At 74.1% G+C, this 25496-nt stretch carries 23 protein-coding genes and 1 tRNA gene; 10 read left to right on the top strand and 14 right to left on the bottom strand.

Annotated elements, in window-relative coordinates; all coding sequences use genetic code 11:
- Positions 1–255 precede the first annotated feature (255 nt).
- Positions 256–1704 (top strand): nucleobase:cation symporter-2 family protein, encoded by a 1449-nt coding sequence (locus tag ACLQ2N_RS06045; RefSeq protein ID WP_425809800.1) that lies wholly within the window; start codon positions 256–258, stop codon positions 1702–1704.
- A gap of 71 nt (positions 1705–1775) precedes the next feature.
- Here ACLQ2N_RS06045 and ACLQ2N_RS06040 read toward each other — a convergent pair whose 3' ends face one another.
- The gene (locus tag ACLQ2N_RS06040; protein WP_425809798.1) at positions 1776–2600 is read right to left on the bottom strand and encodes a chitosanase; all 825 of its coding nucleotides are present in this window, start codon (positions 2598–2600) and stop codon (positions 1776–1778) included.
- Positions 2601–2660: 60 nt separating this feature from the next.
- On the opposite strand from ACLQ2N_RS06040, the gene ACLQ2N_RS06035 reads away from it, so the two are divergent.
- The gene (locus ACLQ2N_RS06035; RefSeq protein ID WP_425809796.1) at positions 2661–3344 is read left to right on the top strand and encodes an alpha/beta fold hydrolase; all 684 of its coding nucleotides are present in this window, start codon (positions 2661–2663) and stop codon (positions 3342–3344) included.
- Between the two features lie 41 nt (positions 3345–3385).
- Here the strand turns inward: ACLQ2N_RS06035 and ACLQ2N_RS06030 are convergent, their stop codons facing one another.
- A complete protein-coding gene (locus tag ACLQ2N_RS06030) occupies positions 3386–3967 on the bottom strand; it encodes a TIGR03086 family metal-binding protein (protein ID WP_425809794.1) in 582 nt (193 codons plus the stop codon).
- 37 nt (positions 3968–4004) lie between these two features.
- The gene (locus tag ACLQ2N_RS06025; protein ID WP_425809792.1) at positions 4005–5066 is read right to left on the bottom strand and encodes an amidohydrolase family protein; all 1062 of its coding nucleotides are present in this window, start codon (positions 5064–5066) and stop codon (positions 4005–4007) included.
- Positions 5067–5215: 149 nt separating this feature from the next.
- Between ACLQ2N_RS06025 and ACLQ2N_RS06020 the strand changes: the two genes are divergently transcribed.
- Entirely contained in the window at positions 5216–6214 is a 999-nt protein-coding gene (locus ACLQ2N_RS06020) for a fibronectin type III domain-containing protein (RefSeq protein WP_425809790.1), read from the top strand.
- Between the two features lie 7 nt (positions 6215–6221).
- Here ACLQ2N_RS06020 and ACLQ2N_RS06015 read toward each other — a convergent pair whose 3' ends face one another.
- The 5 genes from ACLQ2N_RS06015 to ACLQ2N_RS05995 all read right to left on the bottom strand — a co-directional run bounded on the left by ACLQ2N_RS06015 (position 6222) and on the right by ACLQ2N_RS05995 (position 11597).
- The gene (locus tag ACLQ2N_RS06015) at positions 6222–7409 is read right to left on the bottom strand and encodes a DUF2201 family putative metallopeptidase (protein ID WP_425809788.1); all 1188 of its coding nucleotides are present in this window, start codon (positions 7407–7409) and stop codon (positions 6222–6224) included.
- A gap of 4 nt (positions 7410–7413) precedes the next feature.
- On the bottom strand, positions 7414–8625 hold the full coding sequence (locus tag ACLQ2N_RS06010; protein WP_425809786.1) for an AAA family ATPase: 1212 nt from the start codon (positions 8623–8625) through the stop codon (positions 7414–7416).
- Positions 8622–10361 carry an ankyrin repeat domain-containing protein gene (locus ACLQ2N_RS06005; protein WP_425809784.1) on the bottom strand — a complete coding sequence of 580 codons (1740 nt, stop codon included), beginning with the start codon at positions 10359–10361 and terminating at the stop codon, positions 8622–8624. Before ACLQ2N_RS06005 ends, ACLQ2N_RS06010 begins: the two co-directional genes overlap by 4 nt.
- On the bottom strand, positions 10358–11494 hold the full coding sequence (locus ACLQ2N_RS06000; RefSeq protein WP_425809782.1) for a gala protein: 1137 nt from the start codon (positions 11492–11494) through the stop codon (positions 10358–10360). The genes ACLQ2N_RS06005 and ACLQ2N_RS06000 overlap by 4 nt, the downstream gene beginning before the upstream one ends.
- A 30-nt stretch (positions 11495–11524) precedes the next feature.
- Positions 11525–11597 (bottom strand) — tRNA-Cys (locus ACLQ2N_RS05995).
- Between the two features lie 211 nt (positions 11598–11808).
- Here ACLQ2N_RS05995 and ACLQ2N_RS05990 point away from each other — a divergent pair.
- From ACLQ2N_RS05990 to ACLQ2N_RS05975, 4 genes are all read left to right on the top strand, one after another.
- Positions 11809–14097, top strand: coding sequence for a glycosyl hydrolase family 18 protein (locus tag ACLQ2N_RS05990; RefSeq protein WP_425809780.1), 2289 nt, complete (start codon positions 11809–11811; stop codon positions 14095–14097).
- 146 nt (positions 14098–14243) lie between these two features.
- Positions 14244–14645, top strand: a complete 402-nt coding sequence (locus ACLQ2N_RS05985) for a BatC protein (RefSeq protein WP_425809778.1) — start codon at positions 14244–14246, stop codon at positions 14643–14645.
- Positions 14642–15853: a cupin domain-containing protein gene (locus ACLQ2N_RS05980; RefSeq protein WP_425809777.1), complete on the top strand. Its 1212-nt coding sequence runs from the start codon at positions 14642–14644 to the stop codon at positions 15851–15853. The genes ACLQ2N_RS05985 and ACLQ2N_RS05980 overlap by 4 nt, the downstream gene beginning before the upstream one ends.
- 16 nt (positions 15854–15869) lie before the next feature.
- Positions 15870–16766 carry a sucrase ferredoxin gene (locus tag ACLQ2N_RS05975; RefSeq protein WP_425809775.1) on the top strand — a complete coding sequence of 299 codons (897 nt, stop codon included), beginning with the start codon at positions 15870–15872 and terminating at the stop codon, positions 16764–16766.
- A gap of 41 nt (positions 16767–16807) precedes the next feature.
- Here ACLQ2N_RS05975 and ACLQ2N_RS05970 read toward each other — a convergent pair whose 3' ends face one another.
- The 3 genes from ACLQ2N_RS05970 to ACLQ2N_RS05960 all read right to left on the bottom strand — a co-directional run bounded on the left by ACLQ2N_RS05970 (position 16808) and on the right by ACLQ2N_RS05960 (position 20229).
- Positions 16808–17392, bottom strand: a complete 585-nt coding sequence (locus ACLQ2N_RS05970; RefSeq protein ID WP_425809773.1) for a hypothetical protein — start codon at positions 17390–17392, stop codon at positions 16808–16810.
- A 391-nt stretch (positions 17393–17783) separates the two neighbouring features.
- On the bottom strand, positions 17784–19403 hold the full coding sequence (aceB, locus tag ACLQ2N_RS05965) for a malate synthase A (RefSeq protein WP_425809771.1): 1620 nt from the start codon (positions 19401–19403) through the stop codon (positions 17784–17786).
- Between the two features lie 232 nt (positions 19404–19635).
- Positions 19636–20229, bottom strand: a complete 594-nt coding sequence (locus ACLQ2N_RS05960; RefSeq protein ID WP_425809769.1) for a nucleotidyltransferase family protein — start codon at positions 20227–20229, stop codon at positions 19636–19638.
- A gap of 186 nt (positions 20230–20415) precedes the next feature.
- On the opposite strand from ACLQ2N_RS05960, the gene ACLQ2N_RS05955 reads away from it, so the two are divergent.
- Positions 20416–20730: a DUF5955 family protein gene (locus ACLQ2N_RS05955; RefSeq protein WP_425809767.1), complete on the top strand. Its 315-nt coding sequence runs from the start codon at positions 20416–20418 to the stop codon at positions 20728–20730.
- A gap of 20 nt (positions 20731–20750) precedes the next feature.
- On the opposite strand, the gene ACLQ2N_RS05950 is transcribed toward ACLQ2N_RS05955, so the two are convergent.
- Positions 20751–21386: a response regulator gene (locus tag ACLQ2N_RS05950; protein WP_425809765.1), complete on the bottom strand. Its 636-nt coding sequence runs from the start codon at positions 21384–21386 to the stop codon at positions 20751–20753.
- Positions 21383–22585: a sensor histidine kinase gene (locus ACLQ2N_RS05945; protein ID WP_425809763.1), complete on the bottom strand. Its 1203-nt coding sequence runs from the start codon at positions 22583–22585 to the stop codon at positions 21383–21385. The genes ACLQ2N_RS05950 and ACLQ2N_RS05945 overlap by 4 nt, the downstream gene beginning before the upstream one ends.
- 110 nt (positions 22586–22695) lie before the next feature.
- Between ACLQ2N_RS05945 and ACLQ2N_RS05940 the strand changes: the two genes are divergently transcribed.
- Both ACLQ2N_RS05940 and ACLQ2N_RS05935 read left to right on the top strand, forming a co-directional pair.
- Positions 22696–23769, top strand: coding sequence for an ABC transporter permease (locus ACLQ2N_RS05940; RefSeq protein ID WP_425809761.1), 1074 nt, complete (start codon positions 22696–22698; stop codon positions 23767–23769).
- Complete coding sequence (locus ACLQ2N_RS05935; RefSeq protein ID WP_425809759.1) at positions 23766–24446, top strand: ABC transporter ATP-binding protein; 681 nt, start codon at positions 23766–23768, stop codon at positions 24444–24446. The genes ACLQ2N_RS05940 and ACLQ2N_RS05935 overlap by 4 nt, the downstream gene beginning before the upstream one ends.
- Before the next feature lie 51 nt (positions 24447–24497).
- Here the strand turns inward: ACLQ2N_RS05935 and ACLQ2N_RS05930 are convergent, their stop codons facing one another.
- Positions 24498–25298 carry an IclR family transcriptional regulator gene (locus ACLQ2N_RS05930; RefSeq protein ID WP_425809757.1) on the bottom strand — a complete coding sequence of 267 codons (801 nt, stop codon included), beginning with the start codon at positions 25296–25298 and terminating at the stop codon, positions 24498–24500.
- Positions 25299–25496: the final 198 nt, after the last annotated feature.

Genomic DNA, 25496 nt, shown 5'->3' with positions numbered 1-25496 from the left:
AGCGGCCGGCCGAGGGGGACGGCCCTCGGCCCGGCCGCCGCGGACCCGAGCGGGGTCCGCGGCAACCGGTGCGGGAGGCGCGCCGCCCACGCGCACGCGCCTCCCGCACCGGCGATCCCGGCTGCCCGCACCAGCCGCTCGACCTGCCTCACCGCACCACCGCAGCACACGGGGCCCGGTCCGGCGGACCGGCCCCGGCACCACCTCCCTGACACCCACGTCACCGCCGACGTGTACCCGACCGGAGGAACCGCCGTGGCAGCTACGCCCAGGTTTCGCGACGACGCAAGTGCGACCCCCCGCGCCGAAGAAGACCCGACGACGGAGGCGTCCGACCGGAAGCATCCGGTCGATGAGACCCTCCCCCCGCTGAAGATGTTCACCAGCGGCCTCCAGCACGTGGCCGCGATGTACGCGGGCGTGGTGGCCCCGCCCATGATCGTGGGGCCCGCCGTGGGCCTCAGCCCCAAGGAGACCGCGTTCCTGATGGGGGCGAGCCTGTTCACCGCGGGCATAGCCACCCTGCTCCAGACGCTCGGCTTCTGGCGGATAGGCGCCCGGCTGCCGTTCGTCAACGGCGTCTCGTTCGCCGGTGTGACCCCGATGGTGGCGATCGGCAAGGACCGGGGACACGACGGGATCGCCGTCATCTTCGGCGCGATCATCGTCGCGAGCCTCCTCGGCTTCGTCCTCGCCCCCTACTTCTGCAAACTGGTCCGCTTCTTCCCGCCCGTGGTCACCGGCACGGTCATCACCCTGATCGGTGTCTCGCTGCTGCCGGTGGCCTTCAACTGGTCCCAGGGCGGCAACGCGACCGCCCACGACTACGGGTCCACCACCAACATCACCATGGCGGCGGTCACCCTCGTCATCGTGCTGGCCCTGCGCAAACTGCTGCGCGGCTTCCTCCAGCAGATCGCCATCCTGCTCGGCCTGATCATCGGCACGCTCATCGCGATCCCCGTCGGCATCACCGACTTCGGCGCCATCGAGAACGCCGACGCGATCGGCTTCCCCACCCCGTTCCACTTCGGCGCCCCGCAGTTCGAGATCGCCGCCATCGTCTCGATGAGCATCGTGATGCTGGTCTGCATGACCGAGTCCACGGCGGACATGCTGGCCCTCGGCAAGATAGTGGACCGCCCCGCCGACGAGCGGACCATCGAGGGCGGGCTGCGCGCCGACACCCTGGGCAGCGCCATCAGCCCGCTGTTCAACGGCTTCATGTGCAGCGCGTTCGCCCAGAACATCGGACTGGTCGCGATGACCAAGGTGCGCAGCCGCTTCGTGGTCGCGGCCGGCGGCGGCATCCTCATCCTGCTCGGGCTGTTCCCGGTGGCCGCGTCCGTCATCGCGCTGGTGCCGCTGCCGGTCCTCGGCGGCGCGGGCATCGTCCTGTTCGGCTCGGTGGCCGCCAGCGGGATCCAGACCCTGGCCGGCGCCGCCCTGGAGAAGGGCGAGAACGCCCTGATCGTCGCGGCGGCCGTCGGCGTCGGACTGATACCGATCGCGGCGCCGGACTTCTACCACGCCTTTCCGAAGGACCTGCTCGTCGTCCTGGACTCGGGCATCTCCACCGGCTGCGTGGTCGCCATCGTCCTCAACCTGGCTTTCAACCACCTCGGCCGGAAGCCCGGCCCGGAGGCGGGTACCGCGCCCGGCGGCCACGACCCGGTGAAGGCGGTGGAGGTGGCCGCACACTGACGTATGGTCAGTGCGCCGTGGCGCGTACGGGGTTGGCCGTACGCGCCATGCGGCGTTCCGGCCGGCGCGGTTCAGCCGATGTGGTAGCTGTCGCCGTAGACCCTCCAGTCGAGCGGCGGGTCCAGGTCCAGGTTGCCCTTCTCCAGGAAGACCCGCTGCGCGGACTCCACCCGGCTGGTGTCGCTGTGCGAGGGTTCCTCGCGGATCGCGGCGACGCGGGCGTCGAGGAAGGCATCGAGATACGCGGTCTCGGCGCCCCCGTCCGCGGGGGTCCTGGCCGCGTCGAGCGCCCGGCTCCGGATCGTACGGAAACCGGTGGTGCCGTCCGCGTCGGCCTCCCCGTGCATCACATACGCGTCGTAGTAGGCGAACTGGCCCAGCGTGCCCAGCCCGTCCTCCTTCGCCCGGCGCACCGCCGGATCGAAGTACGACGCGTCCCGCTCGGCGTCCTGCGCCTCCCGGAACCTCGCGTCACCTGCCGCCTCGGCCCAGGCCCGGGTGAACGGCCCACCCAGCCCCGTGTGCGCGTCGCTCCCCTTCACCTTCCGCAGCGCGGGCAGGAACCGTTCCAGCGCGTTGCCCGGCCGGGACTCCGCGTACCGCTCCACGACCCGGAGCATGTCGCCGGTGCCGGAGCAGAAGCCGATGATGCCGCCCGTGTAACCGCGCCCGTCCCCGATGTCCTCGATGTACTTGTACTGCGCCTTCCAGTCCAGCGTGGAGTTCTCCGCGCTGGAGACGAGCCGCATGGCGATGTCCTTCTTCGCCGGAGCGGCGAGCCCGCCCCCCGACCCCTTGCCGGAGGAACCCCCCGCCTGGGCACAGCCGGTGAGCGCGGTGACGGACATCAGGAGGGCGGCGAACGGGGTGACCAGGGCACGCGCGGTGAGCTTCACCGTTCCAGCCTGCCAGGCCAGGGGCGTGATGCCGGCGCATTCAGCGGTAGCGTCGGGGGCATGGATGATCAGTCTGTGGTGGATGTCGGCGACGTGCGGCTGGCGTACCGGAGCTGGGGTGACCCGTTCGGGTCCCCCGTCGTACTGCTGCACGGCCTCGGCGCGAGCGCGGCGAGCTGGGAAGCGGCCGGGAGCCTGCTGGGGCAGGAGTGGCGGGTGTACGCGATCGACCTGCGCGGCCACGGGGAGAGCGACTGGCCCGACGAGTACGACCTGGAGCTGATGCGCGACGACGTGCTCGGGTTCCTGGACGAGTGCGAGGTGGACCGGGCGGGCGTGGTCGGCCACGGCATGGGCGGGGTCGTCGCCCACCTCCTCGCGCAGGAGCACCCGGACCGGGTGGAGCGGCTGGTGCTGGTGGAGACCCCGCCGCCGTTCCCCGGCGCCGCTGGTCCGGCCGTCGGGCCGCAGGGGCCCGCCGATTACGACGAGGCCGTGCTCGCGTCGGTGAACGCCGAGCTGGCGGACCCGGACCCGGCGTGGGCGCGGGGCCTCGGGGAGATCGTGGCGCCGACGCTGATGCTGGCCGGGGGGCCGGGCAGCACGATGCCGCAGGAGCGGCTCCAGGACATGGCGTCGCTGATCCCGGACTGCCACCTGGTCACGCTGGGCGGCGGTCACCGTCCGCACGAGGCCGATCCGGAGCAGACGGCTCAGCGGATCACGGAGTTCTTCACGAGCTGAGGGCGCGCGCTCCGGAGCGCACGCCCCGTCCCCGCACCTCTTCAGCTCTCGGGCCGCCAGTCCGGCCGCCGGCCGCCCCTGGCCACCGCCCGGTCCAGCAGCGGCGCGTCATCGGCGACCGGTACCGGCGGCCCGAACGGGGACGGGCCGTCGCCCTGGTCCGCCAGCAGCGCGAGCGTGTTGCGCAGGTGCGCCTCCTCGGCGTCGAAGGGCTGCCCGGTCGCCTTCGCCAGGTCCCAGCCGTGCAGCACCAGCTCGTTGAGCGCGACCATCCCCGCGACCCGGCCGGGCAGATCCACGCCCCCCGCCCTGGTCATGCCCTCCCAGGCGTCGGGGGAGCGCCAGGCGGCCACCATCCCGTCGAGCGCGGCGGGAAGCGTGCTGCGCCAGCCGGATCCGAGGACGCCGGACTCCACGGAGGGCGCCGAGTCGGTGGCCGGTCCCGGCTCCTTGCGGGCGGCGTCGCGGAAGGCGCCGGCCAGGCCCTCGATATGGGCGAGCAGGGCGCCCACGGTCACGCCGGGGCACGGTGTCGCGGCCCCCAGCGCTGCGTCCTCCACGGCGTCGAGCTGAGCGGTGATCCGGCGCGCGGCCGGTTCCAGGTCGAGCGGTTGTGTGTCCATACCGGTGCAGACTGCCGGACCGCCGCCGGCTCATCGGTCAGCGCACCACGTGTCCCCGCAGAATGATGCGGACCGGGTGGTCCAGCGCGGCCGGATCGGCGGTCGGGTCGGTGCCGTACGCGACGAGGTCGGCCGGCGCCCCGTCCGCCAGCCCCGGCAGCCCGAGCCACGACCGCGCCGTCCAGGACGCCGCGCCGAGCGCCGCCTCGGCCGGCAGCCCGGCCCTGAGCAGCCAGGACGCCTCGCTCGCGACGGTCCCGCAGGGGAACGAGTCGGTGCCGGCCAGCACCGTGACGCCCGCCTCGTGGGCGGCCCGGACGTTGCCGAACATGGTCTCCCAGCCGGCCAGCCACAGATCGCGGCGCGCACTCGGCTCCCGCGCCCGCATCGCGTCCACGCCCTTGCCGAACACGGCCAGCGTCGGGACGAACGCGGTGCCCTGCGCGGCCATCCGGTCCAGCAGCCCGGGGTCCAGATGCATGCCGTGCTCCAGGCTGTCCGCCCCCGCGAGGACCGCGTTGCGGGTGCCCTCCGCGGTCTGGCAGTGCACCGCCACCTTGCCGCCCGCCGCGTGGACGGCGGCGACCACCTCGGTGAGCAGGGCGAGCGGCACCGGGGGCTCGTCCTGCCGCCAGTCCCCGACGACCTTGCACCAGCCGGAGGAGGCCGCCGACTCCTCCACGGCGGCCCGGACGAGCTCCGCCTCGCTCACGTCCCGGCCGAACCCGGGGAAGAACCTGCCGGGCGTGGCCAGCCACCGCCCCGCCGATGTGACGCGGGGCAGCTCCCGGTCCTCGTCCACCCAGGCCGGCATCCGCGCGGCCGTGCCCGGGGTGCGGACGGCGAGGACCCCGGCGTCCCGGTGCGCCCGCAGGTGTGCGCGCAGCAGCTCCTCGTCGAAGGGCGTGCTCGTGTCGGTGGCCCCGGGATGCGTGTGTACGTCCACCAGTCCGGGCAGCAGCCAGCCGCCGTCCACCACGGTCTCGGCGTGCCGCCCGGCGAAGCCTCCCGGCGGGGCGCCCTCGCGCAGCACCTCGCCCTCGATCCAGAAGGCCCGCTCCTCGCGCTCCGGCAGCACCACACCTCGTATGCACAGCATCCGCAGACGGTACGTCAGCCGCCGCGCCCGGCGCGGCTCGCAGGGGCACACCGGCACATTGCGGAAGGTTCGGCTCCGGGCTCTTGTCGGAGGGGCCCGGCGCATGCGATACAGGTCTGGACCATTGCTTCCGGACGGAAGGCAACACCGTGCGATCCCCTCACACGCGTCGCGCGCCGGCCTGCGCCGCCGCCCTGCTCCTCGCCGCACTCGCCACCGCCTGCGGCTCCGGCCCGGGTTCCGGCTCCGCGGACCACGGGGACACCAGCAGACCCACCGCGCCGCGCGGGGTCACCGTGCAGGCGAGCAGCGCCACCTCCGCGCACGTGATGTGGAAGGCCGCCACCGACGACACGGCCGTCACCGGCTACGAGGTCTACCGGGAGGGCAAGAAGGCCAAGGCCGTCCCCGCGTCCAAGGTGATGATCGACGTGGAGGGGCTCACCGCGTCGACCGCGTACACCTTCACCGTCCGCGCCCGCGACGCCGCCGGCAACCTCTCCGCGCCCAGCGCGGCCGTCCGCGTCACCACCCCCGCCCCCACGCCCGCCGACCACGGGCCCCCCACCCGGCCGGTGAAACTGCGCGGCAAGGCCGACGGCAACCGGGCCGCCACCCTCTCCTGGGGCGGCTCCACCGACGACATCGGCGTCACCGCGTACGACATCTACCAGGAGGGCACCCGCATCCACACCGTGCCGGGCACCGGGACCACGGCACGGCTGACCGGGCTGCGTCCCGGCACGTCCTACACCTTCACCATGCGGGCCCGCGACGCCGCGGACACCTCCTCGCCGGACAGCAACGCCTTCCACCTCACCACCGCGTCGGCCCCCGGCGCCCCGGCGAGCACCGCCCCCACCGGCCTGCGGGCCAGGACCAAGGTCCAGGGCAAGGAGTACGCCGTCGACCTGGAGTGGGCACCGCCCGAGGCGTACGGCGAGATCCGCACGTACGAGCTGTATCTGGACGGCAAGATGACCACCACCATCGCCTGGGGCGACGAACCGCCCACCGAACGGGCGACCTACCAGTACACCACCGCCGAACCGCGCGGCACCAGCCACGCGATCACGCTGCGCGCCCAGCTGCCCGACGGCAAGTGGGGCGACTTCTCGGACCCGCTCACGGTGGTCCTGGGCCGGTGAGCCCGCGTCAGCGGGGGACGCGGACCGTCTCGATCCACAGGGGCGGCTGAGGGGCGTCCGCCCCGATCAGCGCGGCGACGAGCCGGCACGAGGGCGCCTCGTCGGGCCAGGGCGTGTGGCCATCGGTGAGGACGACCACGATGCCGGGCCGTTCCGGGGCGGCCAGAGCCCTCGCGATGCCCACCCGCATGTCGGTGCCGCCGCCCCCGCCGAGCGCGACCTGGTCGGCGGAGGTCACCCGCGACACGGCGTGCACATCCGCGTCGCAGGCCAGCACGGAGACCCGGTTGCCCCGGATGCCCACCTCCCGCAGCACCCCGGTGACCTCGCCCAGCGCGGCCGCCAGCTCGGCGTCGCCCATCGAGCCCGAGGTGTCGACCACGACGGCCACCCGGGGCAGCGGGCGGCGCAGCGTCGGCAGGACGACGCCGCGCAGGGCCGCGCTCCGCCGGGAGGGGCGGCGGTAGGTGTAGTCCACCGCCCCGGACGCCCAGGCCGCCGCCTCCCGCACCGCACCGGCCAGCGCCTGCCGCCAGTCCACCGTCGGCTCCAGGACCTCCTCGGCCCACCGCCGCCAGCCCGCCGGAAGGTCGCCCCGGGCGCGCTGGTGGGCGCGCATCGACTCGGCCGTACGCCGCCGCAGCGCCTCCGCCTCCGTCGCGCCCAGCGAGGGCGGCCCCTGCGCACCGGGCAGCTCCCACGGCTCGGGGCGGCCGTGCGCGCCCGAACCGCAGTTGTGCGGCGGCGGCCCCGGCGGCAGCGCGGGCAGATACGTCTCGAAGAGCTGACCGGACGGCAGCCCGAAGAGCCCCGGCTCCATCCGTCCCTCCGGCAGTGGGAGCCCGTCGCTGATCAGGTCGTCGTTGATCTCGCAGTCCTGGGCGACGTTGACCCGGTGCGCGTCGCGCTGGTCGGCCGCCGGGAGCCGGGCGGCCCGGCCGTGGTGGTCGCGCAGCAGATGCGCGACCTCGTGCACCCACACCCCGGCCAGCTCGGCGACGGGCGTCCGCGCCACGAACTCCGGCGCCACGTAGCAGCGCCAGTGCCGGTCCACGCCCATCGTCGGGACCTGGTCGCTCGCCACCACCGACAGCGCGTACAGCGCGGTCGCGAGGTACGGCCGGTCGCTCGCCGCCCGGTAGCGCGCCGCGAGCAGCTTGGTGTGGTCCAGCGGGAGCCGTGCCGGTACGGACACGGGCTCAGGCGCTCCCCGGCAGGGCGCCGGAGAGCTGGAGGAGTTCCAGGAAGGCGTCGATGCCCTCCGGCACCGGCCAGTCGGCGTCCCGCATCGACGCCAGGTCCATCGCCGCCCGGGCCGCCACATCCGGCACCCCCGCCGCGACGGCCTTCGCCAGCACCGCCCAGCCCGCCTCCCAGCGAGGACGGGTCGGTTCGGCCTGGACGGCGGCCACCACCGCGATCAGGAACGCCAGCTGCCGGTCGCCGCGCTCGGGCAGGGCGAAGGCGTCCGGGTCGGCCAGCACCCGGTCGGGGTCGGGCAGGTCCAGGTTCTCCAGGTAGGACAGGAGCTCGATGCCCGCCCCGTCCCCGACGGCCCCCGTCAGGGCGGCGGCGACGGCGTCCCGGCCGGTGCCGGTCGCGTAGCCGGTGGCGAGCAGCCGCAGCGCCATGTCCCAGGTCCGGGGTGACGGCCAGGCCCTGCCCCGGCCCTCCGCGTCGGCCGGGAGGTGGTGCACCAGACCGGGGCGCGCGGTGAGGAATCCGGAGACCGCGCCCCGGGCCCGGGCCACCGCACCGGCGGTCCGGGCGGGGTCGACCAGCGGGACGGGCGCCTCGGGCCAGGTGCCGGCCATGCCGCGTGCCACGGTGCGCGGGTCGTGCGTCCAGTGCAGGTGCACGAAGCGGTTGGCGAGCGGGGGGCTCAGGTGCCAGCCGTCCGCCGCGCTCGACGGCGGGTTGGCCGCCGCCACGATGCGCACGGCGTCGGGGAGCTTCAGGCTGCCCACCCGGCGTTCCAGGACGACGCGCAGCAGGGCGGCCTGCACGGCCGGGGGAGCGGAGGACAACTCGTCGAAGAACAGCAGCCCCTGGCCCTTGCGGGCGAGCCGGACCGCCCAGTCGGGCGGCGCCATCGGGACCCCGGTCGTGGCCGGGTCGTCCCCGACGACGGGCAGCCCCGCGAAGTCGGACGGCTCGTGCACGCTGGCGATGACGGTCTCCAGGTCCAGGCCGAGGCCCGCCGCGAGCTGTTCGAGCCCCGCCGACTTCCCGATGCCCGGCTCGCCCCAGAGGAGCACCGGCTGATTGGCGGTCACCGCCAGGGCCAGCGCCTCCAGCTGCGGACTGGGGGCCGGCTCGGTCCGGGTGGCGCGCAGTCGCCGGTCGAGCGCGTCGGCGGCGTCCAAGGGGTGCGGTGCCTGTGCCGGGATGCCGGGGGCCACGGTGCTCACGTCTCCTCACCTTCCTCGTCGGCGTCGTCGTCCTCGTCGTCGTTCCACTCGTCCCACCACTCCGAGCCGGCGTCCGGATGCTCCTTCAGCACCCGTTCCGCGAGGAACCTCAGATCGGTCCGCCGGTACTTGCGGATCATCTGTTCCAGGGAGAGTTCGGTCTGGTCGCTCACGTCGATCCGGGCGCCCGCGTCCAGCAGGTCCCGGACGAGCCCCGCCGACCCGCGCCCCGAGACGGCGACGCTCAGCGGGGTGCGCTCGCGGTGGTCCCTGGCCTCCAGGTCGAGGCCGGCCGCCAGCAGCCGGGGGAGCAGCACGGTGTGGTCGAGCAGGGGCAGGACGTGGAGCAGCGTGTGCCTGCCGCCGTCCCGGACGCGTGGATCGACGCCCGCGTCCAGCAGCGCCAGGACCCCCGCCGTGTCGCCGTGCTGGGCGCGCAGGAAGAGGTCGCGCCGCTGGGCGGCCAGCGCCCTGGGCAGCCGGCCCGTCCCGGTGCGGCAGGCGTGCTCGACGGCGAAGCAGCCGGTGACCGCCCCGCCGAACGCGCGCAGGGCGCTCTCGCGCTGCCGCTCCTGCGCGGTGTGCGGGGAGTCGAGCGTCCCGTCCCGGAAGCGGACCTCATGCCAGTCGCCCCGGCAGCGCACCCGCACCGGGGCGGGCGGCGCGACCCCGGGTGGCCCGGACGGCCCCTGGCGGTCCGGGAAGAGCGACCGGGCCACCAGCGGATGCAGGTCCGCCGGGGTCAGGACGCCGTCGCTGAGCAGGTCCAGGTCGGGCAGCCTGCGCCAGAGCGCCTCGGGCAGGAAAGGGGCGCCGTCGGCGCTCTCGCGGTTGACGAGTCTGATCCGCAGCCGGCCGTCGCGCCCGGGGCCGGTGAAGTCGAGCAGGACGCGCGCCCGCCAGTCCTGGCCGATCTGGAACCGCTCCGCCCCCACGGACTCCGCGAACCGGCGCACCTCCACCTCCAGCCGGGCCACGTCCAGCGCCAGGCCCGCCATGACCCTCTCGGGGGCGGTCCGGTAGTAGGAGGGCATCTCGGGGGGCGTCGGGTCCCAAACGATCCCGGCCGCCGCCAGCGCGTCGGCGACCCGGCCGTCCGCGTACCGCAGGTTCAGCCACTCGGCGCGGGCCACCGGATCGCCGCTGCCCGGGTCCTCGTGCGGCAGCCGGTCCGCCGGGAGCGGGGTGCCGTCGCTTGCGAGGAACGGCAGCCGGTCCGCGCCGCCGGCCCGTGTGCGCAGCTCACTCGCCCGGCTCGCGCGCCACAGGTGCCCGAGCGGCCGCCAGTCGTCGGTGAGGCCGTTCGCGGCCCGGGGCCGGCGCGGGCCGAACCGGAGCGGGATGCGCTGCGGGCCGTCGACCATGGGCGGGGTGGAGACGTGGAGGTAGGCGTCCGGCGCGGAGCCGTAGCCCGCGAGGAGGACGGTCCGGTCGGTCGCCAGGGTCGAGCGGCCCGCGAGGATCCGGGGGAGATGCCAGCGCAGCAGGTCCGGTGCCAGGTCCCGGAGGTCGGCGAGGAGGGCCTCGGCGACCTGGGCGCCGTACCGGGCGGAGACCTGGTCCGGGTCGACGCGCACGTCGAAGCCGGCCGCCGCGCAGGCCCCGCGCCAGTCGCCGGCGTCCCGCAGCGCGGCCGACTCCTCGATCATCGAGCGCGGCACGGCGTAGCGCCGGACTTGGCGCCAGCTGGACGCGTCCTGCGAGGACAGGAACAGCCGGACGTCCCGCGGGCTCACCGGTACAGGCTCCTGACCGCGCGCAGGTCCGCGTGGGCCCCGCCGTCCGGTCGCAGCAGCGCCGCGAAGGAGCGCTTCACCCGGCGCGGCAGCCCGGGGCCCAGGCCGACGTACTCCAGCCGGGACCCGGGGGCGACGGCGGCGAGCAGGGTCTTCGCCCCGCGGCCGGTCAGCCCGGTGTGGCTGAGTTCGAGGCGGCGCAGCGGGCTGCCCGGCAGCGCCTTGGCCAGCGCGTGCGCCCCGAGGTCCCCGGTGGCGTTGGGAGGGGCGCCCAGGCTGCGTTCCGAGGGCGGCCGGCCCAGGTCCAGTGCCTCGATCCCGTCGAGCGCACCGGCCAGGGCGCGGGCTCCCCCGGGACCGATGCCGTTGCCGCCCAGACCGAGCCGGATCGGGCGGGACGGGTCGGCGGCGCCCGCGAGGAGGGCGGCGCCCTCGTCGCCGAGGTGGTTGGACGGGAGGTAGAGCTCCCGCACCCCCGCGTCCAGGATCAGCCGGGCCAGCAGCGGCGCGGCGTCGGCGCCCAGACCGTTGCCGCCGAGGAAGAGCCGCTCGACGGGGCGCGGACGGGTGCTCAGGACGTCCAGCAGGGCGGCGAGCCCGTCGGTCGTGACCCCGGTGTTGACCAGGTCGAGGGTGCGCAGGGCGGTGTTGCGCCGCAGCATCGGGACCAGGGCGCGGACGCCCGCGTCGCCGAGGGGGTTGCGCTTGAGCCAGAGGGCCCGGACGGTGGCGTCGTCGGCCAGGGCGGAGGCGAGGGCGGTGGCCCCTTCGGCGCCGATGCGGTTGCAGCCGAGGTAGAGGGTGTGCAGCCCGTGCGCGGACCCGGCCACCGCCGCGGCCACGGCCGAAGCGCCCTCGTCGCCGAGGGAGTTGGTGCCGAGCAGTACGTGGGTGGCGTGCGGGGAGCGGGCGGCGGCGGGCATGACCCGGGCGGCGCCGGCCGCGCCGAGCCCCCGCTTGCAGAGATCGACGCGCCCGTCGGCGCGCAGCGCACCCAGCGGGAACGTCTCGTCCGCCCCCACCGGCTCCGACGCCGCCAGGCGGTCGAGCAGCGGCCCCAGCAGTGCCGGATCGGCGAAGGGCAGGTCCGGATGTTCAATCGCCGGACAGCGCACCGGCATCGGCTGCGACATCTCTGCTTACCCCCGTCTACGAAAAGGCGGCAAGACCGGCCGGATTCGAACCGGCGTCCTCCAGCTTGCTGCTAGGGCGCGACGACCTCTGCGCTACAGCCTTGCCGTCGATGATCCTAACCATGACGGCGATCAATTCGCACACCTGCACCAACAGGTGTGCGCGGGCCGGCGGCCGGAAGGCGCACGCATCTCAAGTGGTCTGTACCTATTGACGACTTGGTCCAGACCAATTACCTTCCCGTGTGCTCCATGGAACGACATCCGCACCTCCCCGAGGACCGCCTCACCGGTCCCTGCCGCAAGGGAGAACCATGTTCGAGCACATGCCACTCAGACGGAGAACGGCGACCGCACTGCTCGCCGTGCTCGGCCTCCTCCTCACGCTCCTGTCCCTGCAGGCCGTCCCCGCGCACGCGGCGGGCAAGCTCACGGCGACCTTCACCTCCGCCGACAACGGCCCCTGGTGGAAGGGTACCTACGTCCTGCGCAACGACACGGACACCGCCGTCACCGGCTGGAGCCTGGAGTTCGACCTGCCCTCCGGGGTCGCGATCCAGTCCTCGTACAACGGGACCACCACCACCCAGGGCAGCCACATCACCGCCGTCAACGCGCACTACAACGGCACGGTCGCCGCGCACAGCAGCACCGAGCCGTACAGCTTCTGGTTCGTCGCCACCGGCCCGATCACCGCACCCACCGGGTGCCGGATCAACGGCGACAAGTGCGACGGCTCCGCCGACGTGCCCCCGGGCGCGCCCGGGGGGCTGAAGCAGACCGATGTCACCGCCCGCACCGCGACACTGTCCTGGACGGCCGCCACCGCGGGCGACTTCCCCGTGGCCTCGTACGACATCCTCGCGGGCGGCAAGGTCGTCGGCTCCGCCACCGCGGCCACCTCCGCAACCGTCACCGGCCTGACCCCGGCCACCGCCTACGCGTTCACCGTCCGGGCCAAGGACACCCGCGGCAACGTCTCCGCCGAGAGCGCCCCGCTGACCGTCACGACCGTCGACCCGGCCACCGACACCTCGGCCCCGACGGCCCCCGGCGCCCTGCGCGCCACCGCCACCGACTCCTCGTCCGTGACGCTGGCCTGGAACGCCGCGACGGACAACCAGCGCGTCGCCGCGTACGACATCTACCGGGGCTCCGCCCTGGCCACCACGGTCTCCGGCACCACGACCACCGCGACGGTCGGGGGCCTGTCGCCCTCCACCTCGTACACCTTCACGGTGAAGGCCCGCGACGCCGCCGACAACGCCTCCCCGGCGAGCAACGTCCTCACCGTGAAGACGGACGACATCGTCGGCGCCGGCAACTACGCCAAGGTCGGCTACTTCGTCCAGTGGGGCATCTACGGCCGCCAGTACTTCGTCAAGAACCTGGAGACCTCCGGCGCCGCCGGCAAGCTCGACATCGTCAACTACGCCTTCGCCAACATCGACCCCAACAACCTCACCTGCCTCAACGGCGTCACCAAGGGCACGACCGCGGACCCGCAGGATCCCGAGCAGGGCACCGGCGCGGGTGACGCGGACGCCGACTACGCCCGCCCGTTCAGCGCCGCCCAGTCCGTGGACGGGGTCGCGGACGACGGCTGGGGCAAGCTGCGCGGCAACTTCAACCAGCTCAAGAAGCTGAAGAAGCTGCACCCCGACCTGAAGATCGTGGTCTCGCTCGGCGGCTGGACGTACTCCACGTACTTCTCCGACGTCGCCGCCACCGACGCCGCCCGCAAGAAGTTCGTCTCCTCCTGCATCGACATGTACATCAAGGGCAACCTGCCCGAGTACAACGGCGCGGGCGGCCCGGGCAGCGCGGCCGGCATCTTCGACGGCTTCGACATCGACTGGGAGTGGCCGGGCACCGGCACCGGGCACCCCGGCAACCACTACTCGCCCGACGACAAGGACAACCTCACCCTGCTGCTCGCCGAGTTCCGCAAGCAGCTCGACGCGCTGGGCGGCGGCCACCGGCTCCTCACCGCCTTCACCCCCGCCGACCCGCAGAAGATCGACGAGGGCTGGGACCTGTCCAAGGTCTTCGACTCGCTCGACGTCGCCAACGTCCAGGGCTACGACTTCCACGGCTCCGGCAGCGACAACTCCTGGGAGCCGAACCGCACCGGCCACCAGGCCAACCTCTACAACGACACCCAGGACCCGTACGACTTCCACTTCAGCGCGGACAGCGCCATCAAGGCGTACACCGACGCGGGCGTCGAACCCCGCAAGCTGACCCTCGGCATCCCCTTCTACGGCCGGGGCTGGCAGGGCGTCACCGACGGCGGCGTCGCGGGCGAGTGGCAGCCGGCGGGCGGGGCCGCCCCCGGCCAGTTCGCCGAGGAGGCCGGCACGCGGGGCTACTCGAACCTCATCGGCGCCTACCCGGCGATGGCGGTCCATCACGACGAACAGTCCATCTCCACGTACGGCTACACCGGCAGCCAGTGGTGGTCCTACGACGACACCTGGTCCATCGGCAGGAAGACGGACTACGTCAAGGACAAGGGGCTGCTCGGCGTCATGGTCTGGGAGATGTCGGGCGACACCGCCCAGGGCACGCTGATGGGCGCCCTCGACAACGGGCTGAAATAGCCCTCTATCGTTCCATTTCCCTCAAATCGAGACTTACCGCCCATAGCGGTAGGCTGGTCGCGGCGGTGCCCCGTGGCACCGCCGTGCCTCACCACCGGACCCCGCGACGGGGTCCGGCCCCAGCCGTTCGATGCGCGGGAGGAACCATGACCAGCCCCGAGCAGGACCCGAACCAGCAGGAAGGCCCCGCGGACGGGGGCGCGGCGGGTACGCCGGGTGTCCACGACGGCGGCGCGGACGGTGGCGCGGACGGCGGGGCCGAGGGCCCTGCGGACGGGGGCGCGGCGGGTACGCCGGGTGTCCAGGACGGTGGCGCGGACGGCGGGGCCGAGGGCCCTGAGGACGGGGGCGCGGCGGGTACGCCGGGTGTGCACGACGGTGGCGCGGACGGCGGGGCCGAGGGCCCGGCGGACGGTGGCGCGGCGGGTACGCCGGGCGTGCACGACGGTGGCGCGGACGGCGGGGCCGAGGGCCCGGCGGACGGTGGCGCGGCGGGTACGCCCGGCGTCCAGGACGGCGGGGCCGACGGCGGCGCGGGCCGTTCTTGAGCACAACCCCGACCGGCACCCAGGACCCCCGGGCCGCGACGGCGGCCCCCGGGGTCCTGGAGTCGCGCCTGACGCCCGGCACGGACCGGGCCGCGTTCGCCCGCGACTTCTGGGGCCGCGAGGCCCTGCTCACCCGCCGGGCCGGTGACTTCTCCGACCTCTTCCCGGCCGCAGCCGTGGACGAACTCGTCTCGCGGCGCGGACTGCGTACGCCGTTCCTCCGCGTCGCCAAGAACGGCGCCACACTGCCCGACGCCTCGTTCACCTCGCCCGCCGGGGCCGGTGCCACCATCGGCGACCAGGCCGACGACACCGCGCTGTGGCGGGAGTTCGCCGACGGCGCGACCCTCGTCCTGCAAGCACTCCATCGCACCTGGGCCCCCGTCGGCGACCTCACGGCCGCTCTCGCCGCCGAACTGGGCCACCCCGTGCAGGCCAACGCCTACGTCACTCCGCCGCAGAACCGCGGCTTCGACGCGCACTACGACGTGCACGACGTCTTCGTCCTCCAGACCGAGGGCACCAAGCGGTGGATCGTCCACCGCCCCGTGCACCCCGCCCCCCTGCGCGACCAGCCCTGGACCGAGCACCGGGGCGCCGTCGCCGAGGCCGCCGGGCGCGAACCGCACCTCGACACCGTGCTCGCGCCGGGCGACGTCCTCTACCTGCCGCGCGGCTGGCTGCACGCCGCCGAGGCGCAGGGCGAGGTCGCGGTCCACCTGACGCTCGGCGTCCACACCTGGACCCGGTACGCCCTGGCCGAACAGCTGATGCGCGCCGCGCTCGCGGAACTGCGCGACGACCCCTGGATGCGCGGCTCCCTGCCGCTGGGCGTGGCGGGCCCGGACGAGGAAACGGCTCCGGTACGCGAGCGCCTCCTCGCGGCCCTCGCCGAGGCCGACCCCGCCCCGGACTTCCACCGCACCCGGCGCGCCCAGGCCCGCCCCGCCCCGCTCGGCCCGCTCGCCCAGCTCGCCGCCGTCGACGGACTCGCCCCCGGCACCCCGGTCCGCCTCCGGGGCGCGCTGGAAGCCCGCCTGGAGGGCCGCCGCCTGGTCACCCGGGTCGGATGGCTGGACTTCCCGGAGGCGGACCTTCCGGCCCTGGCCCGCCTGCTCGCCGGTGAGGTGCGCACCGCCGACGACCTCGGCCTCGCCTGCGCGGGGAGGCTGCTGCGCGCCGGAGTCCTCGTCCCGGCCGCTCGGTGAGCGCGGAACGCCTCCGGTGACAGCGGAACGCTTCTTCTGCGCCGACGCCGCCCGGGCGCGCGGCGACGCGCTCCCGGGCACCGCCCCGTACGGCCTGGCGTGGGTCCTCGTCGAGCACCACGCGCCCTGGCCGGCCAACGGCTACGACGGCCTCGCGCTCGAACCGGTGACCAAGTCCCTGCTCTACGAGGCCGCCAGGGCGGCGCAGGCCCGCATCCTGCTGATCCGCCGCCACGGCCGCCGCCCCGCCGACGCGGGCCCCCGGCGCTGGGCCGTCCTGCGGTACGACGCCACCGGCGCGCACCGCCAGCAGTGGGGGACCTGGGAGCGCGAGGAGGACCTGGCCCTCGCCGCCGCCGCGCTCGGCGCGCCCGGCGAGGCCGGACATCCACCGGTCGTCCTCGTCTGCGCCCACGGCCGGCACGACACCTGCTGCGCGCTGCGCGGACGCCCGGCGGCCCGCGCGCTGGCCGACCGGTGGCCCGGCCTCGTCTGGGAGTGCACCCACGTGGGCGGCGACCGCTTCGCCGCCAATGTGCTCGTTGCCCCCGACGGCGTGTACTACGGCGGCCTGGACGCCGCCTCGTCCGTCGCCGTGGTCGAGCAGCACCTCGCCGACCGCGTCCACGCCGCGCACCTGCGCGGGTACACCGACCTCTTCCCGGCCCAGCAGGCGGCGGTCGCGGCGGTGCTCGCCCGGTACGGTCCGGCGGGCCGCCACGCCTACACGGTCACCGGGACCTCCCGGGCCGGCCCGCACTGGCTGATCCACGTCACCGGGCCCGCCCCGCGTACGACGGCGTACGACGTGGAGGTCACCGCCCACCGCGCCCCACCGCACCAACTGACCTGCAACGGCCCGGCCACGAGCGCGGCCGTGCTCCACGAGGTCTCGTCGATCCGCGCGGGCTGAAGCGCCCGCTTCCGGTCAGTCCGTCGCCGGGCTGCCCGGACTCAATTCGCCAGTGGGGTGCGCTCCACGTGGGCGACTCTCACCGTGGAGATGTCCGAGGGTTCCTTATCGCCTTCGAAATTCGAGTACGTACTGAACTCACCGTCGTCGGTCTTCGTTTTGCCAGGCGGCAGATGGCTGACCGAGACGTAGTCCTGGCCGATGAAGTTTCCGTCCTCGTCGAAGGCGTTGATGACGGCGGAGTAACTGGCCATCTCGTCGCCCTCGTTCTTGATCTTGTACTTGTACGTGAACGTGGTCTCGGTGTCGCAGTCGTTGTAGCTCGCGTCGTCGTAGTCATCGCAGTCCTCGTCGGCTTCTGCCTCGGCCAGCTTGGCGGCCGATATGTCGACGGAGCTCAACGGACCGAGGGAGTCGTCGCTGTCGCGGCTTCCCCACCAGAAGCCGGCAGCGCCGGCGAGCAGGACCGCGCAGGTCGCGACGGCGAGCAGGCTTGTCTTTCTCGAGCGCGGTGAGGGAGACGGAACGGCTACGGCCGGATCGGAGGACGGCAGCGGTGGCAGGGTGCCGAAGCCGGGGGCCGGGGAGGGGGCGTCGGCGGGTCTGGCGTTGCCGGGATCGGTCATGAGGAACTCCCTGTTCATGAGCACGGCGCGTGGTTGGTCGACGTGCGAAAGCCGGTGGCCGATGGGCGCAGGAGGTCCGGACGAAGACGGTACGTCGGGCGCGGGGCCCGAGGTCGTGGAGGGAATGCGGTCGCTCTCGCCGTGCCGTGACGCCCTCAGGTGGTGCTGTCGGTCCCGTACTCGGCTCGCCTTCGCAGCACGTTCCTCCGTGCCCCAAGCAAGATAGTCGATCCCTTCGGATCTGCACGTCATCGGTCAAAGGTGCGGAATCAGTGGCCAGTTGTCCGGCTTCCCGCAGAGTCGCGACGCGACGGTTCCGGTCGGCGCCCTATGTCCCGACACACCGCCGCCCCGGCGCCGTGCGGCACCGGGGCGGGAAGCGGTACGGACGTCAGCGCAGCCGCTCGTACGCGGGCAGCGTCAGGAAGTCCGCGTAGTCCTGGTCCAGGGAGACCTGGAGGAGGAGGTCGTGGGCCTCCTGCCACTGGCCGGCGGCGAAGGTCTCCTCGCCGATCTCCGCGCGGATCGCGGCCAGTTCCTCGGCGGCGACCTTGCGGGCCAGGTCCGCCGTGGCGTGCTCGCCGTTCTCGAAGACCACGTCCGCGTTGATCCACTGCCAGATCTGCGAGCGCGAGATCTCGGCGGTGGCCGCGTCCTCCATCAGGTTGAAGATGGCGACCGCGCCCATGCCGCGCAGCCACGCCTCGATGTAGCGGATGCCGACGGCGACGGCGTTGCGCAGGCCCTCGTACGTGGGCTTGGCGTGCAGGGTGTCGATGGCGATCAGGTCGCCGGCCGCCACCGAGACGTCCTCGCGCAGGCGCTCCTTCTGGTTCGGCTTCTCGCCGAGGACCGCGTCGAAGGAGGCCATCGCGATCGGGACGAGGTCCGGGTGGGCGACCCAGGAGCCGTCGAAGCCGTCGTTCGCCTCGCGGTCCTTGTCGGCCTTGACCTTCTCGAACGCGACCTTGTTGACCTCGGCGTCGCGGCGGGACGGGATGAAGGCCGCCATGCCGCCGATCGCGTGGGCGCCGCGCTTGTGGCAGGTGCGGACAAGGAGTTCGGTGTACGCCCGCATGAACGGGGCGGTCATCGTCACCGCGTTGCGGTCCGGCAGGACGAACTTGGCGCCGCCGTCACGGAAGTTCTTCACGATGGAGAACAGGTAGTCCCAGCGGCCCGCGTTCAGCCCGGAGGCGTGGTCGCGCAGCTCGTAGAGGATCTCCTCCATCTCGTACGCGGCGGTGATCGTCTCGATCAGGACCGTGGCGCGGACGGTGCCCTGCGGGATGCCCAGCTCGTCCTGCGCGAAGACGAAGATGTCGTTCCAGAGGCGGGCCTCCAGGTGCGACTCCGTCTTCGGCAGGTAGAAGTACGGGCCCTTGCCGAGGTCGATCAGGCGCTGGGCGTTGTGGAAGAAGTACAGGCCGAAGTCGACCAGCGCGCCGGGCACGGGGGTGCCGTCGAGCTGGAGGTGGCGCTCGTCGAGGTGCCAGCCGCGCGGGCGGGTGACGACGGTCGCCAGCTCCTCGGCCGGCTTCAGCGCGTACGCCTTGCCGGACCTCGGGTCGGTGAAGTCGATGGAGCGGTTGTACGCGTCCATCAGGTTGAGCTGGCCGAGGACCACGTTCTCCCAGGTGGGGGCGGAGGCGTCCTCGAAGTCGGCGAGCCAGACCCGCGCGCCCGAGTTCAGGGCGTTGATGGTCATCTTGCGGTCGGTCGGACCGGTGATCTCCACCCGGCGGTCGTTCAGCGCGGCCGGGGCCGGCGCGACCTTCCAGGAGTCGTCCGCCCGGATCGCCGCGGTCTCCGGCAGGAAGTCCAGCGTGGAGGTGCGGGCGATCTCGGCACGGCGCTCACCGCGGCGGGCGAGCAGCTCGTCGCGCCGGGGCGTGAACCGGCGGTGCAGCTCGGCCACGAACGCGAGGGCCGCGGGGGTGAGGACCTCGTCCTGCCGGGGCAGGGGCTCGGCATCGACGATGGCCAGCGAGGACGGCGCTGGTGCGGACATGAGCTGTCACTCCTTCAGCGGGCGGTGCGGGCGGCGTCACGGCCGCCGGGCCGCCCGATTCGGCACGGCGTGCCAGGGCTCCGGGATACGGCTGTGGCCGCCGTCTGAGGTGCAGAGGGCTTCTGAACAGTGGATAGTAGTTTCCTCATGGTGGAAGTTCAATGTTTTGTTGATGTCGAGATTCTTCGGGTCGACAGAACGGCCCGCGCGCTGGCGCAGCGTGCCAGGGCGTTCACTCCAGGTGTGAGAGGTCCGCCGGAGTGTCGATGTCGTACGCCTGTGCCACATCGCCGCACTCCACCAGCGTCAACGCCTCCCGGTGTGTCCGCAGATAGGCCCGCGCCCCCCGGTCGCCCACCGCACTCGCCGCGATGTCCGCCCACCGGTCCGCCCCGAACAGCACCGGGTGCCCGCGCTCTCCCGCGTACGAGGCCGCCGCCAGGCTCGTCCGGTCCCGGTACGCCGCACATACCCGGGCCACCGCTTCCGCCCCGATGCCCGGCTGGTCCACCAGCAGCACGAGCGCCGCGTCCGCGCCCGTCCCCGCAAGCGCGTCCAGCCCCGTCCGCAGCGAGGAACCCATGCCCTCGGTCCACTCCGGGTTGACGCTCACGGCGCAGCCCTCCAGCTCCGCCCGGGCGGCGACCTCGTCGGCCGAGGCGCCGAGCACCACGTGGAGCGGGCCGCAGCCGCCCGCGCGCAGCGTGCGCACCGCGTGCTCGACGAGCAGTCCGCCACGGTGTCCCAGCAGGGCTTTCGGGCGTCCGCCGAGCCGGCGGCCCCCGCCCGCGGCGAGCAGCAGTCCGGCGATCTGTGTGTGTGTCATGCCGCCTGGATACCTCACGGCGGCCGCTCCCGCCCCACCGCCTCGTACCTCTATGGCGTGTGTTACGCACGCGGAGTGGCGCCCGGCACCTTTTATGGCGTTAACTTGCCCGCACCCCCGGACACTTGACCATGGTGCGGGGACCGGTCGGAACGACACTGGCACAAGGACGTGCGAGGGGGAGCTTTGTTGAAGAGCGTCGGGCAGGAGCGAGTGACCGGCAGCGGTGAGGACCCCAGAGTGGTGGAGCTCCGTACGGCGGTCTCCCGGCTCCGGCGGGCCCTGGCCGGCCACCCCGGACGGTTCCCCGACCGCGCCATCGCCGAGGACGAGCTCGCGGCGCTGGACGCGATGGCGCGCAGCGGTGCGCCCGAGATTCCCCGGCTGCGCCGCTCGCTGCTGCTGATCGCGGGGGCGATCGGCTCGGTCAGCGCGCTGGCCGCGGCCCTGCGGGACGTCCGGGTCGCCGTCGACCTCTTCGGCGAGCCGCCGCAGCGCTGACCGGGCAGGGCAGGCCGTGGTCAGCGGCGGATGAGCCTGCGGGCCGTCGCCGCCGCCACGGCGGCCGTGCGCGAGTCGACGCCCAGCTTGGCGTAGATGTGCACCAGGTGGGACTTCACGGTCGCCTGGCTCAGGAACAGCCGCTTGCTGATCTCCGCGTTCGACAGGCCCTCGCCGACGAGTTGCAGCACCTCCAGCTCGCGCTTGGTGAGCGCCTGGGCGGGGGTGCGCATGCGGTCCATCAGCCGGTGCGCGACGGCCGGGGCCAGCGCCGAACGCCCGGCCGCCGCCGTACGGACCGCGGCCGCCAACTCCTCGGGCGGCGCGTCCTTCAGCAGATAGCCCGCCGCCCCCGCCTCGACCGCCGCCAGGATGTCCGCGTCGCTGTCGTAGGTCGTCAGGATCAGCACCCGGGGCGCGTCCGGCGCCGCCGTGATCGCGGCGGTGGCCTGCGCGCCGTGCATCCCGGCGCCGAACTGGAGGTCCATCAGCACGACGTCCAGCCCGCCCGCCGCCGCCCGGGTGACCGCTTCCTCGGCGGTCGCGGCCTCCGCGACGACCCGGAAGTCCGGCTCGGTGTCCAGGACGGCCCGCAGCCCCGCCCGTACCACCGGATGGTCGTCGGCGAGCAGCAGCCGCACGGGCTCCGCGCTCATGCCGCCTCCCGCCCGGCCCGGCCCACCGGAAGCGGCAGCGTCAGCGCGACGGCGGTGCCCTGGCCGGGCGCCGACTCGACGCTCAGGGTGCCGCCGAGCGACCGGGCCCGGGAGTGCATCGCGGGCAGCCCGAAGCCGCCGGACTCCGTGGCGCCGGCCGCCGGGGCGTCCTGCGCGAAGCCGCGTCCGTCGTCCACCACGTCCAGCGACACCGAGGTCTCCATGAAGCTCAGCGTGATCTCGGCCCGTCCCGCCCCGGCGTGCCGCACCGTGTTGGCCAGCGCCGACTGGGCGGTCCTCAGCAACGCCACCTCGTACGGCGTCGGCAGCTCCACCGGTGGGCCGCTGACCGCGAACCGCACGGTGAGCGCGGGCGTCGTGGAGCGGGCGGACAGCCGTTCCAGGGCGGCCGTCAGAGACCCGTTCGCCAGGTCCGGCGGGGTCAGCGCGCGGACGAAGCGGCGCGCCTCGGCCAGGTTGTCCTGCGCCGCCTCGCGCGCCCGGTGCACATGGGCGGCGGCCGGGGCGTCCCCGGGCAGCGCGCGTTCGGCGGCGCGCAGCAGCAACTGGATGGAGGACAGGCCCTGCGCGAGGGTGTCGTGGATCTCCCGGGCCAGCCGCTCCCGCTCCGCGAGAGTCCCGGCGGTGCGCTCGGCCTCGGCCAGCTCCGCACGGGTCGCGACCAGCTCATCGATGAGCTCGCGGCGCCGTTCGCTCTCCCGGAACAGCGCCTCGTAACCGAGGACCGTGGCGACGGCGACGGCCGCGCCGAGCAGCGGACCGATGAACGTGCCGGGCGTGACCGCCTGCCCGTGCAGCAGGAAGCTCGCGATGGCGGCAACCGCCGTCACCGCCACGGCGGGCAGGCCCCAGCGCGTCGGCAGCAGATGCAGCTGGAGGAAGTAGAGCGGGAAGGCCACCCACAGCGCGTCCGGTGACAGCACCAGCAGCGCCGCCCACAGGACCCCGAGCACCGCCAGCCACCCCGCGCCGGCCCGGGTCCCCGGCTGCACGGACGGGGCCGCCGCGCCCGCCAGGTACACCGCCGCCAGCGCGGCGGCGACCGCCGTCACGGCGCCGGGGTGCGGGCCGCCGTCGGCGACGGCCTTGACGGCGGCGAGCGCCAGCAGGCCGAGCAGCAGCCCGTGCAGACACAGCCGCAGTGCGGCGGCGACCGGGGGATGGACACGCGTTTCCATGATGGATCCAGCGTAGGCGCGGCCCGCTCGCGGCCGGTCAACCGAAAGGTTGATGTCGTCACCAGCCCGGGGGCGATGTTTCCGGGGCGGGCGGAAACGACGCTGGATCCATGTTCGTCGCATGGAGAGACCTACGGTTCGCCAAGGGCCGGTTCGCGCTCATGGGCACGGTGATCGTGCTGATCACGCTGCTCGTGGGCCTGCTGTCCGGCCTGACCGCCGGGCTGGCCCGGGAGAACACCTCGGCCGTCACCGGGCTGAACGCCGACCACCTCGCGTTCGCCGCCCCGCCGGACGGCCGGTCGGTGTCCTTCGCCGACTCGGCCGTCGGTGAGGACGCCGTACGCGCCTGGGCCGGGCGGCCCGGCGTGGAGTCCGCGCACCCGCTCGGCATCCGCACCCTGAACGCCACCGCCGGTACGGGGAAGCGCACCGCCGCCGTCTCCGCGTTCGGCGTCGAGCCCGGCAGCCCCCTGGCGCCCGCCCGGGTCGGCCCGGGCGAGGTGGTGCTTTCGCGCGGGGGCGCCGACGAGCTGGGCGTACGTCCCGGCGACCGGCTGGCCCTCGGCGGCCGGGAGGCCACCGTGGCCGCCGTCGCGGGTGACGCCTCGTACAGCCACACCCCGGTCGTCTGGACCGACCTCGCCGACTGGCGGCGGGCCGGGAGCGGGGACGGGCGCGCCACCGTGATCGCCCTGACCGCCACCTCCGCCGCCGATCTCGCCGCCGGTGACCGGGCGGCGGGCACCCGCACGCTCTCGCTGGGCGACTCCCTGACCGCCATCGGCTCCTACCAGGCCGAGAACGGCTCCCTCCAGCTGATGCGCGGCTTCCTCTTCGCCATCTCCGCCCTGGTCATCGGCGCGTTCTTCACCGTCTGGACGATCCAGCGCAGCGGTGACGTCGCCGTGCTCAAGGCGCTGGGCGCCTCAACGCCGTATCTGCTGCGGGACGCGCTCGGGCAGGCCGTCGTGATGCTCGCCGCCGGTACGGGTCTGGGCACCGCCCTCGCCTCCGGCATCGGCGCCCTGGTCGCCGAAGGGCCCGTGCCGTTCGTCCTGGACACGGCGACGGTCCTCGTCCCGGCCGCCGTGATGATCGCGCTCGGCGCGGCCGGGGCCACCCTGTCCATCCGGCGGGTCACCGCCGTCGACCCGCTCACCGCGCTCGGGAGTGCCCGATGACCCTCACGCTCACCGATGTCACCCTCACCTACCCGGACGGCGACGGGCGGCTCACCGCGCTGGACCGCGTCGCGCTCGACGTGCCCGCCGGCACCCTCACCGCCGTCGTCGGCCCGTCCGGCTCCGGCAAGTCGAGCCTCCTCGCGGTGGCCGCGACCCTGGTCCCCCCGGACGGCGGGGCGGTCGTCGTCGCCGGTACGGACACCACGGGGCTCGGGCGCGCGGAGAAGGCGGCGCTGCGGCGGGAGCACGTCGGCATCGTCTTCCAGCAGCCCAACCTGCTCCCGTCCCTCACCGCCGTCGAACAGCTCCAGGTCATGACGCATCTCTCGGGCGGCCGGGCCGGTGCCGCCCGGGCCCGCGCGCTCGACCTGCTCGAAGCGGTCGGCCTCGCCGGGCAGGCCGGCCGCAGGCCCCACCAGCTCTCCGGCGGGCAGCGCCAGCGGATCAACATCGCCCGGGCCCTGATGAACGACCCGGCCCTGCTGCTCGTGGACGAGCCGACCAGCGCCCTCGACCACGAGCGCGGCGCGGCCGTCCTGGACCTGCTGGTGACGCTGACCCGGCAGCGGTCCACGGCGACGGTCCTGGTCACGCACGACCGCGCCCACCTGGACCGCGTGGACCGGACGGTCACCATGCTGGACGGGCGGCTCACGGCCTCGGCGCTCGCCTGAAACGCGGGCGGGCCCGGACCTCCGAGAGGTCCGGGCCCGCCTCAACGCCTCTCAGCCCGCGGCGCCGCTGCTCGCCAGCGCGTCCGACAGCTCCCTGGCCGCCTGCTGGAGGATCGGCACGATCCGCTCGGTGGCCGCCTCGGTGACCCGGCCCGCCGGGCCGGAGATCGAGATGGCGGCGGAGGTGGGGGAGTCGGGCACCGAGACCGCCAGGCAGCGGACCCCTATCTCCTGCTCGTTGTCGTCCACCGCGTAGCCCACCCGGCGCACCTGCTCCAGCGCCTCCAGGAAGCCGTCGGGCGTGGTGATCGTCTTCTCGGTGGCGGCGGGCATCCCGGTGCGGGCGAGCAGGGCGCGCACCTCGTCGGGCGGGGTGTGCGCGAGCAGCGCCTTGCCGACGCCCGTGGAGTGCGGCAGCACCCGGCGGCCCACCTCGGTGAACATGCGCATCGAGTGCTTGGACGGCACCTGCGCCACGTACACGATCTCGTCGCCGTCGAGCAGCGCCATGTTGGCCGTCTCGCCGGTCTCCTCGACCAGCCGGGCCAGGTAGGGGCGCGCCCAGGTGCCGAGCAGCCGTGCGGCGGACTCGCCGAGGCGGATGAGGCGAGGGCCGAGTGCGTAACGCCGGTTCGGCTGCTGACGTACGTAACCGCACAGGACCAGCGTCCGCATCAGGCGGTGGATCGTGGGCAGCGGGAGTCCGCTGCTCGCGGAGAGCTCGCTCAGGCTGACCTCGCCCCCCGCGTCGGCCATCCGCTCCAGCAGGTCGAAGGCGCGCTCAAGGGACTGCACACCACCGCTGGAACCGGCGGGCTTGGAGTCGGAAGTGCTGGCGTGGGACGGCGGCACGTCAACGGTCCTTTCGAAGCGGGGGAGCAAGGCAGCAGCCTACCGGGCCCTTGCCGACCGGCCCACAGTCGACGGGGGCTGTCGTGGCCGGTCAGCGCCCGTTTGTCCGGGTGTCCGCAGGCCGCGCGGCGCTCCGGCCGTGCGGCACCTGGCCCATTCTACGTTCCGCAGTCCGAAATTGACCTTTTACTTCGTGGA

Origin of the sequence: Streptomyces sp. DT224 (assembly GCF_049844595.1) — a bacterium.
Classification (GTDB): Bacteria; Actinomycetota; Actinomycetes; order Streptomycetales; family Streptomycetaceae; genus Streptomyces.
The sequence above is the reverse complement of the archived record's forward strand: the minus strand, read 5'-3'. Positions and strand labels throughout refer to the sequence as shown.

What these genes read in the sequence shown, in the direction of transcription:
- ACLQ2N_RS06035 (WP_425809796.1), top strand. Translation starts at nt 2,661, where the DNA reads ATGGATGATCAGTCTGTGGTGGATGTCGGCGACGTGCGGCTGGCGTAC.
- ACLQ2N_RS06030 (WP_425809794.1), bottom strand. Translation starts at nt 3,967, where the DNA reads ATGGACACACAACCGCTCGACCTGGAACCGGCCGCGCGCCGGATCACC.
- ACLQ2N_RS06025 (WP_425809792.1), bottom strand. Translation starts at nt 5,066, where the DNA reads ATGCTGTGCATACGAGGTGTGGTGCTGCCGGAGCGCGAGGAGCGGGCC.
- ACLQ2N_RS06000 (WP_425809782.1), bottom strand. Translation starts at nt 11,494, where the DNA reads ATGTCGCAGCCGATGCCGGTGCGCTGTCCGGCGATTGAACATCCGGAC.
- ACLQ2N_RS05990 (WP_425809780.1), top strand. Translation starts at nt 11,809, where the DNA reads ATGTTCGAGCACATGCCACTCAGACGGAGAACGGCGACCGCACTGCTC.
- ACLQ2N_RS05985 (WP_425809778.1), top strand. Translation starts at nt 14,244, where the DNA reads ATGACCAGCCCCGAGCAGGACCCGAACCAGCAGGAAGGCCCCGCGGAC.
- ACLQ2N_RS05970 (WP_425809773.1), bottom strand. Translation starts at nt 17,392, where the DNA reads ATGACCGATCCCGGCAACGCCAGACCCGCCGACGCCCCCTCCCCGGCC.
- aceB (WP_425809771.1), bottom strand. Translation starts at nt 19,403, where the DNA reads ATGTCCGCACCAGCGCCGTCCTCGCTGGCCATCGTCGATGCCGAGCCC.
- ACLQ2N_RS05960 (WP_425809769.1), bottom strand. Translation starts at nt 20,229, where the DNA reads ATGACACACACACAGATCGCCGGACTGCTGCTCGCCGCGGGCGGGGGC.
- ACLQ2N_RS05950 (WP_425809765.1), bottom strand. Translation starts at nt 21,386, where the DNA reads ATGAGCGCGGAGCCCGTGCGGCTGCTGCTCGCCGACGACCATCCGGTG.
- ACLQ2N_RS05945 (WP_425809763.1), bottom strand. Translation starts at nt 22,585, where the DNA reads ATGGAAACGCGTGTCCATCCCCCGGTCGCCGCCGCACTGCGGCTGTGT.
- ACLQ2N_RS05940 (WP_425809761.1), top strand. Translation starts at nt 22,696, where the DNA reads ATGTTCGTCGCATGGAGAGACCTACGGTTCGCCAAGGGCCGGTTCGCG.
- ACLQ2N_RS05935 (WP_425809759.1), top strand. Translation starts at nt 23,766, where the DNA reads ATGACCCTCACGCTCACCGATGTCACCCTCACCTACCCGGACGGCGAC.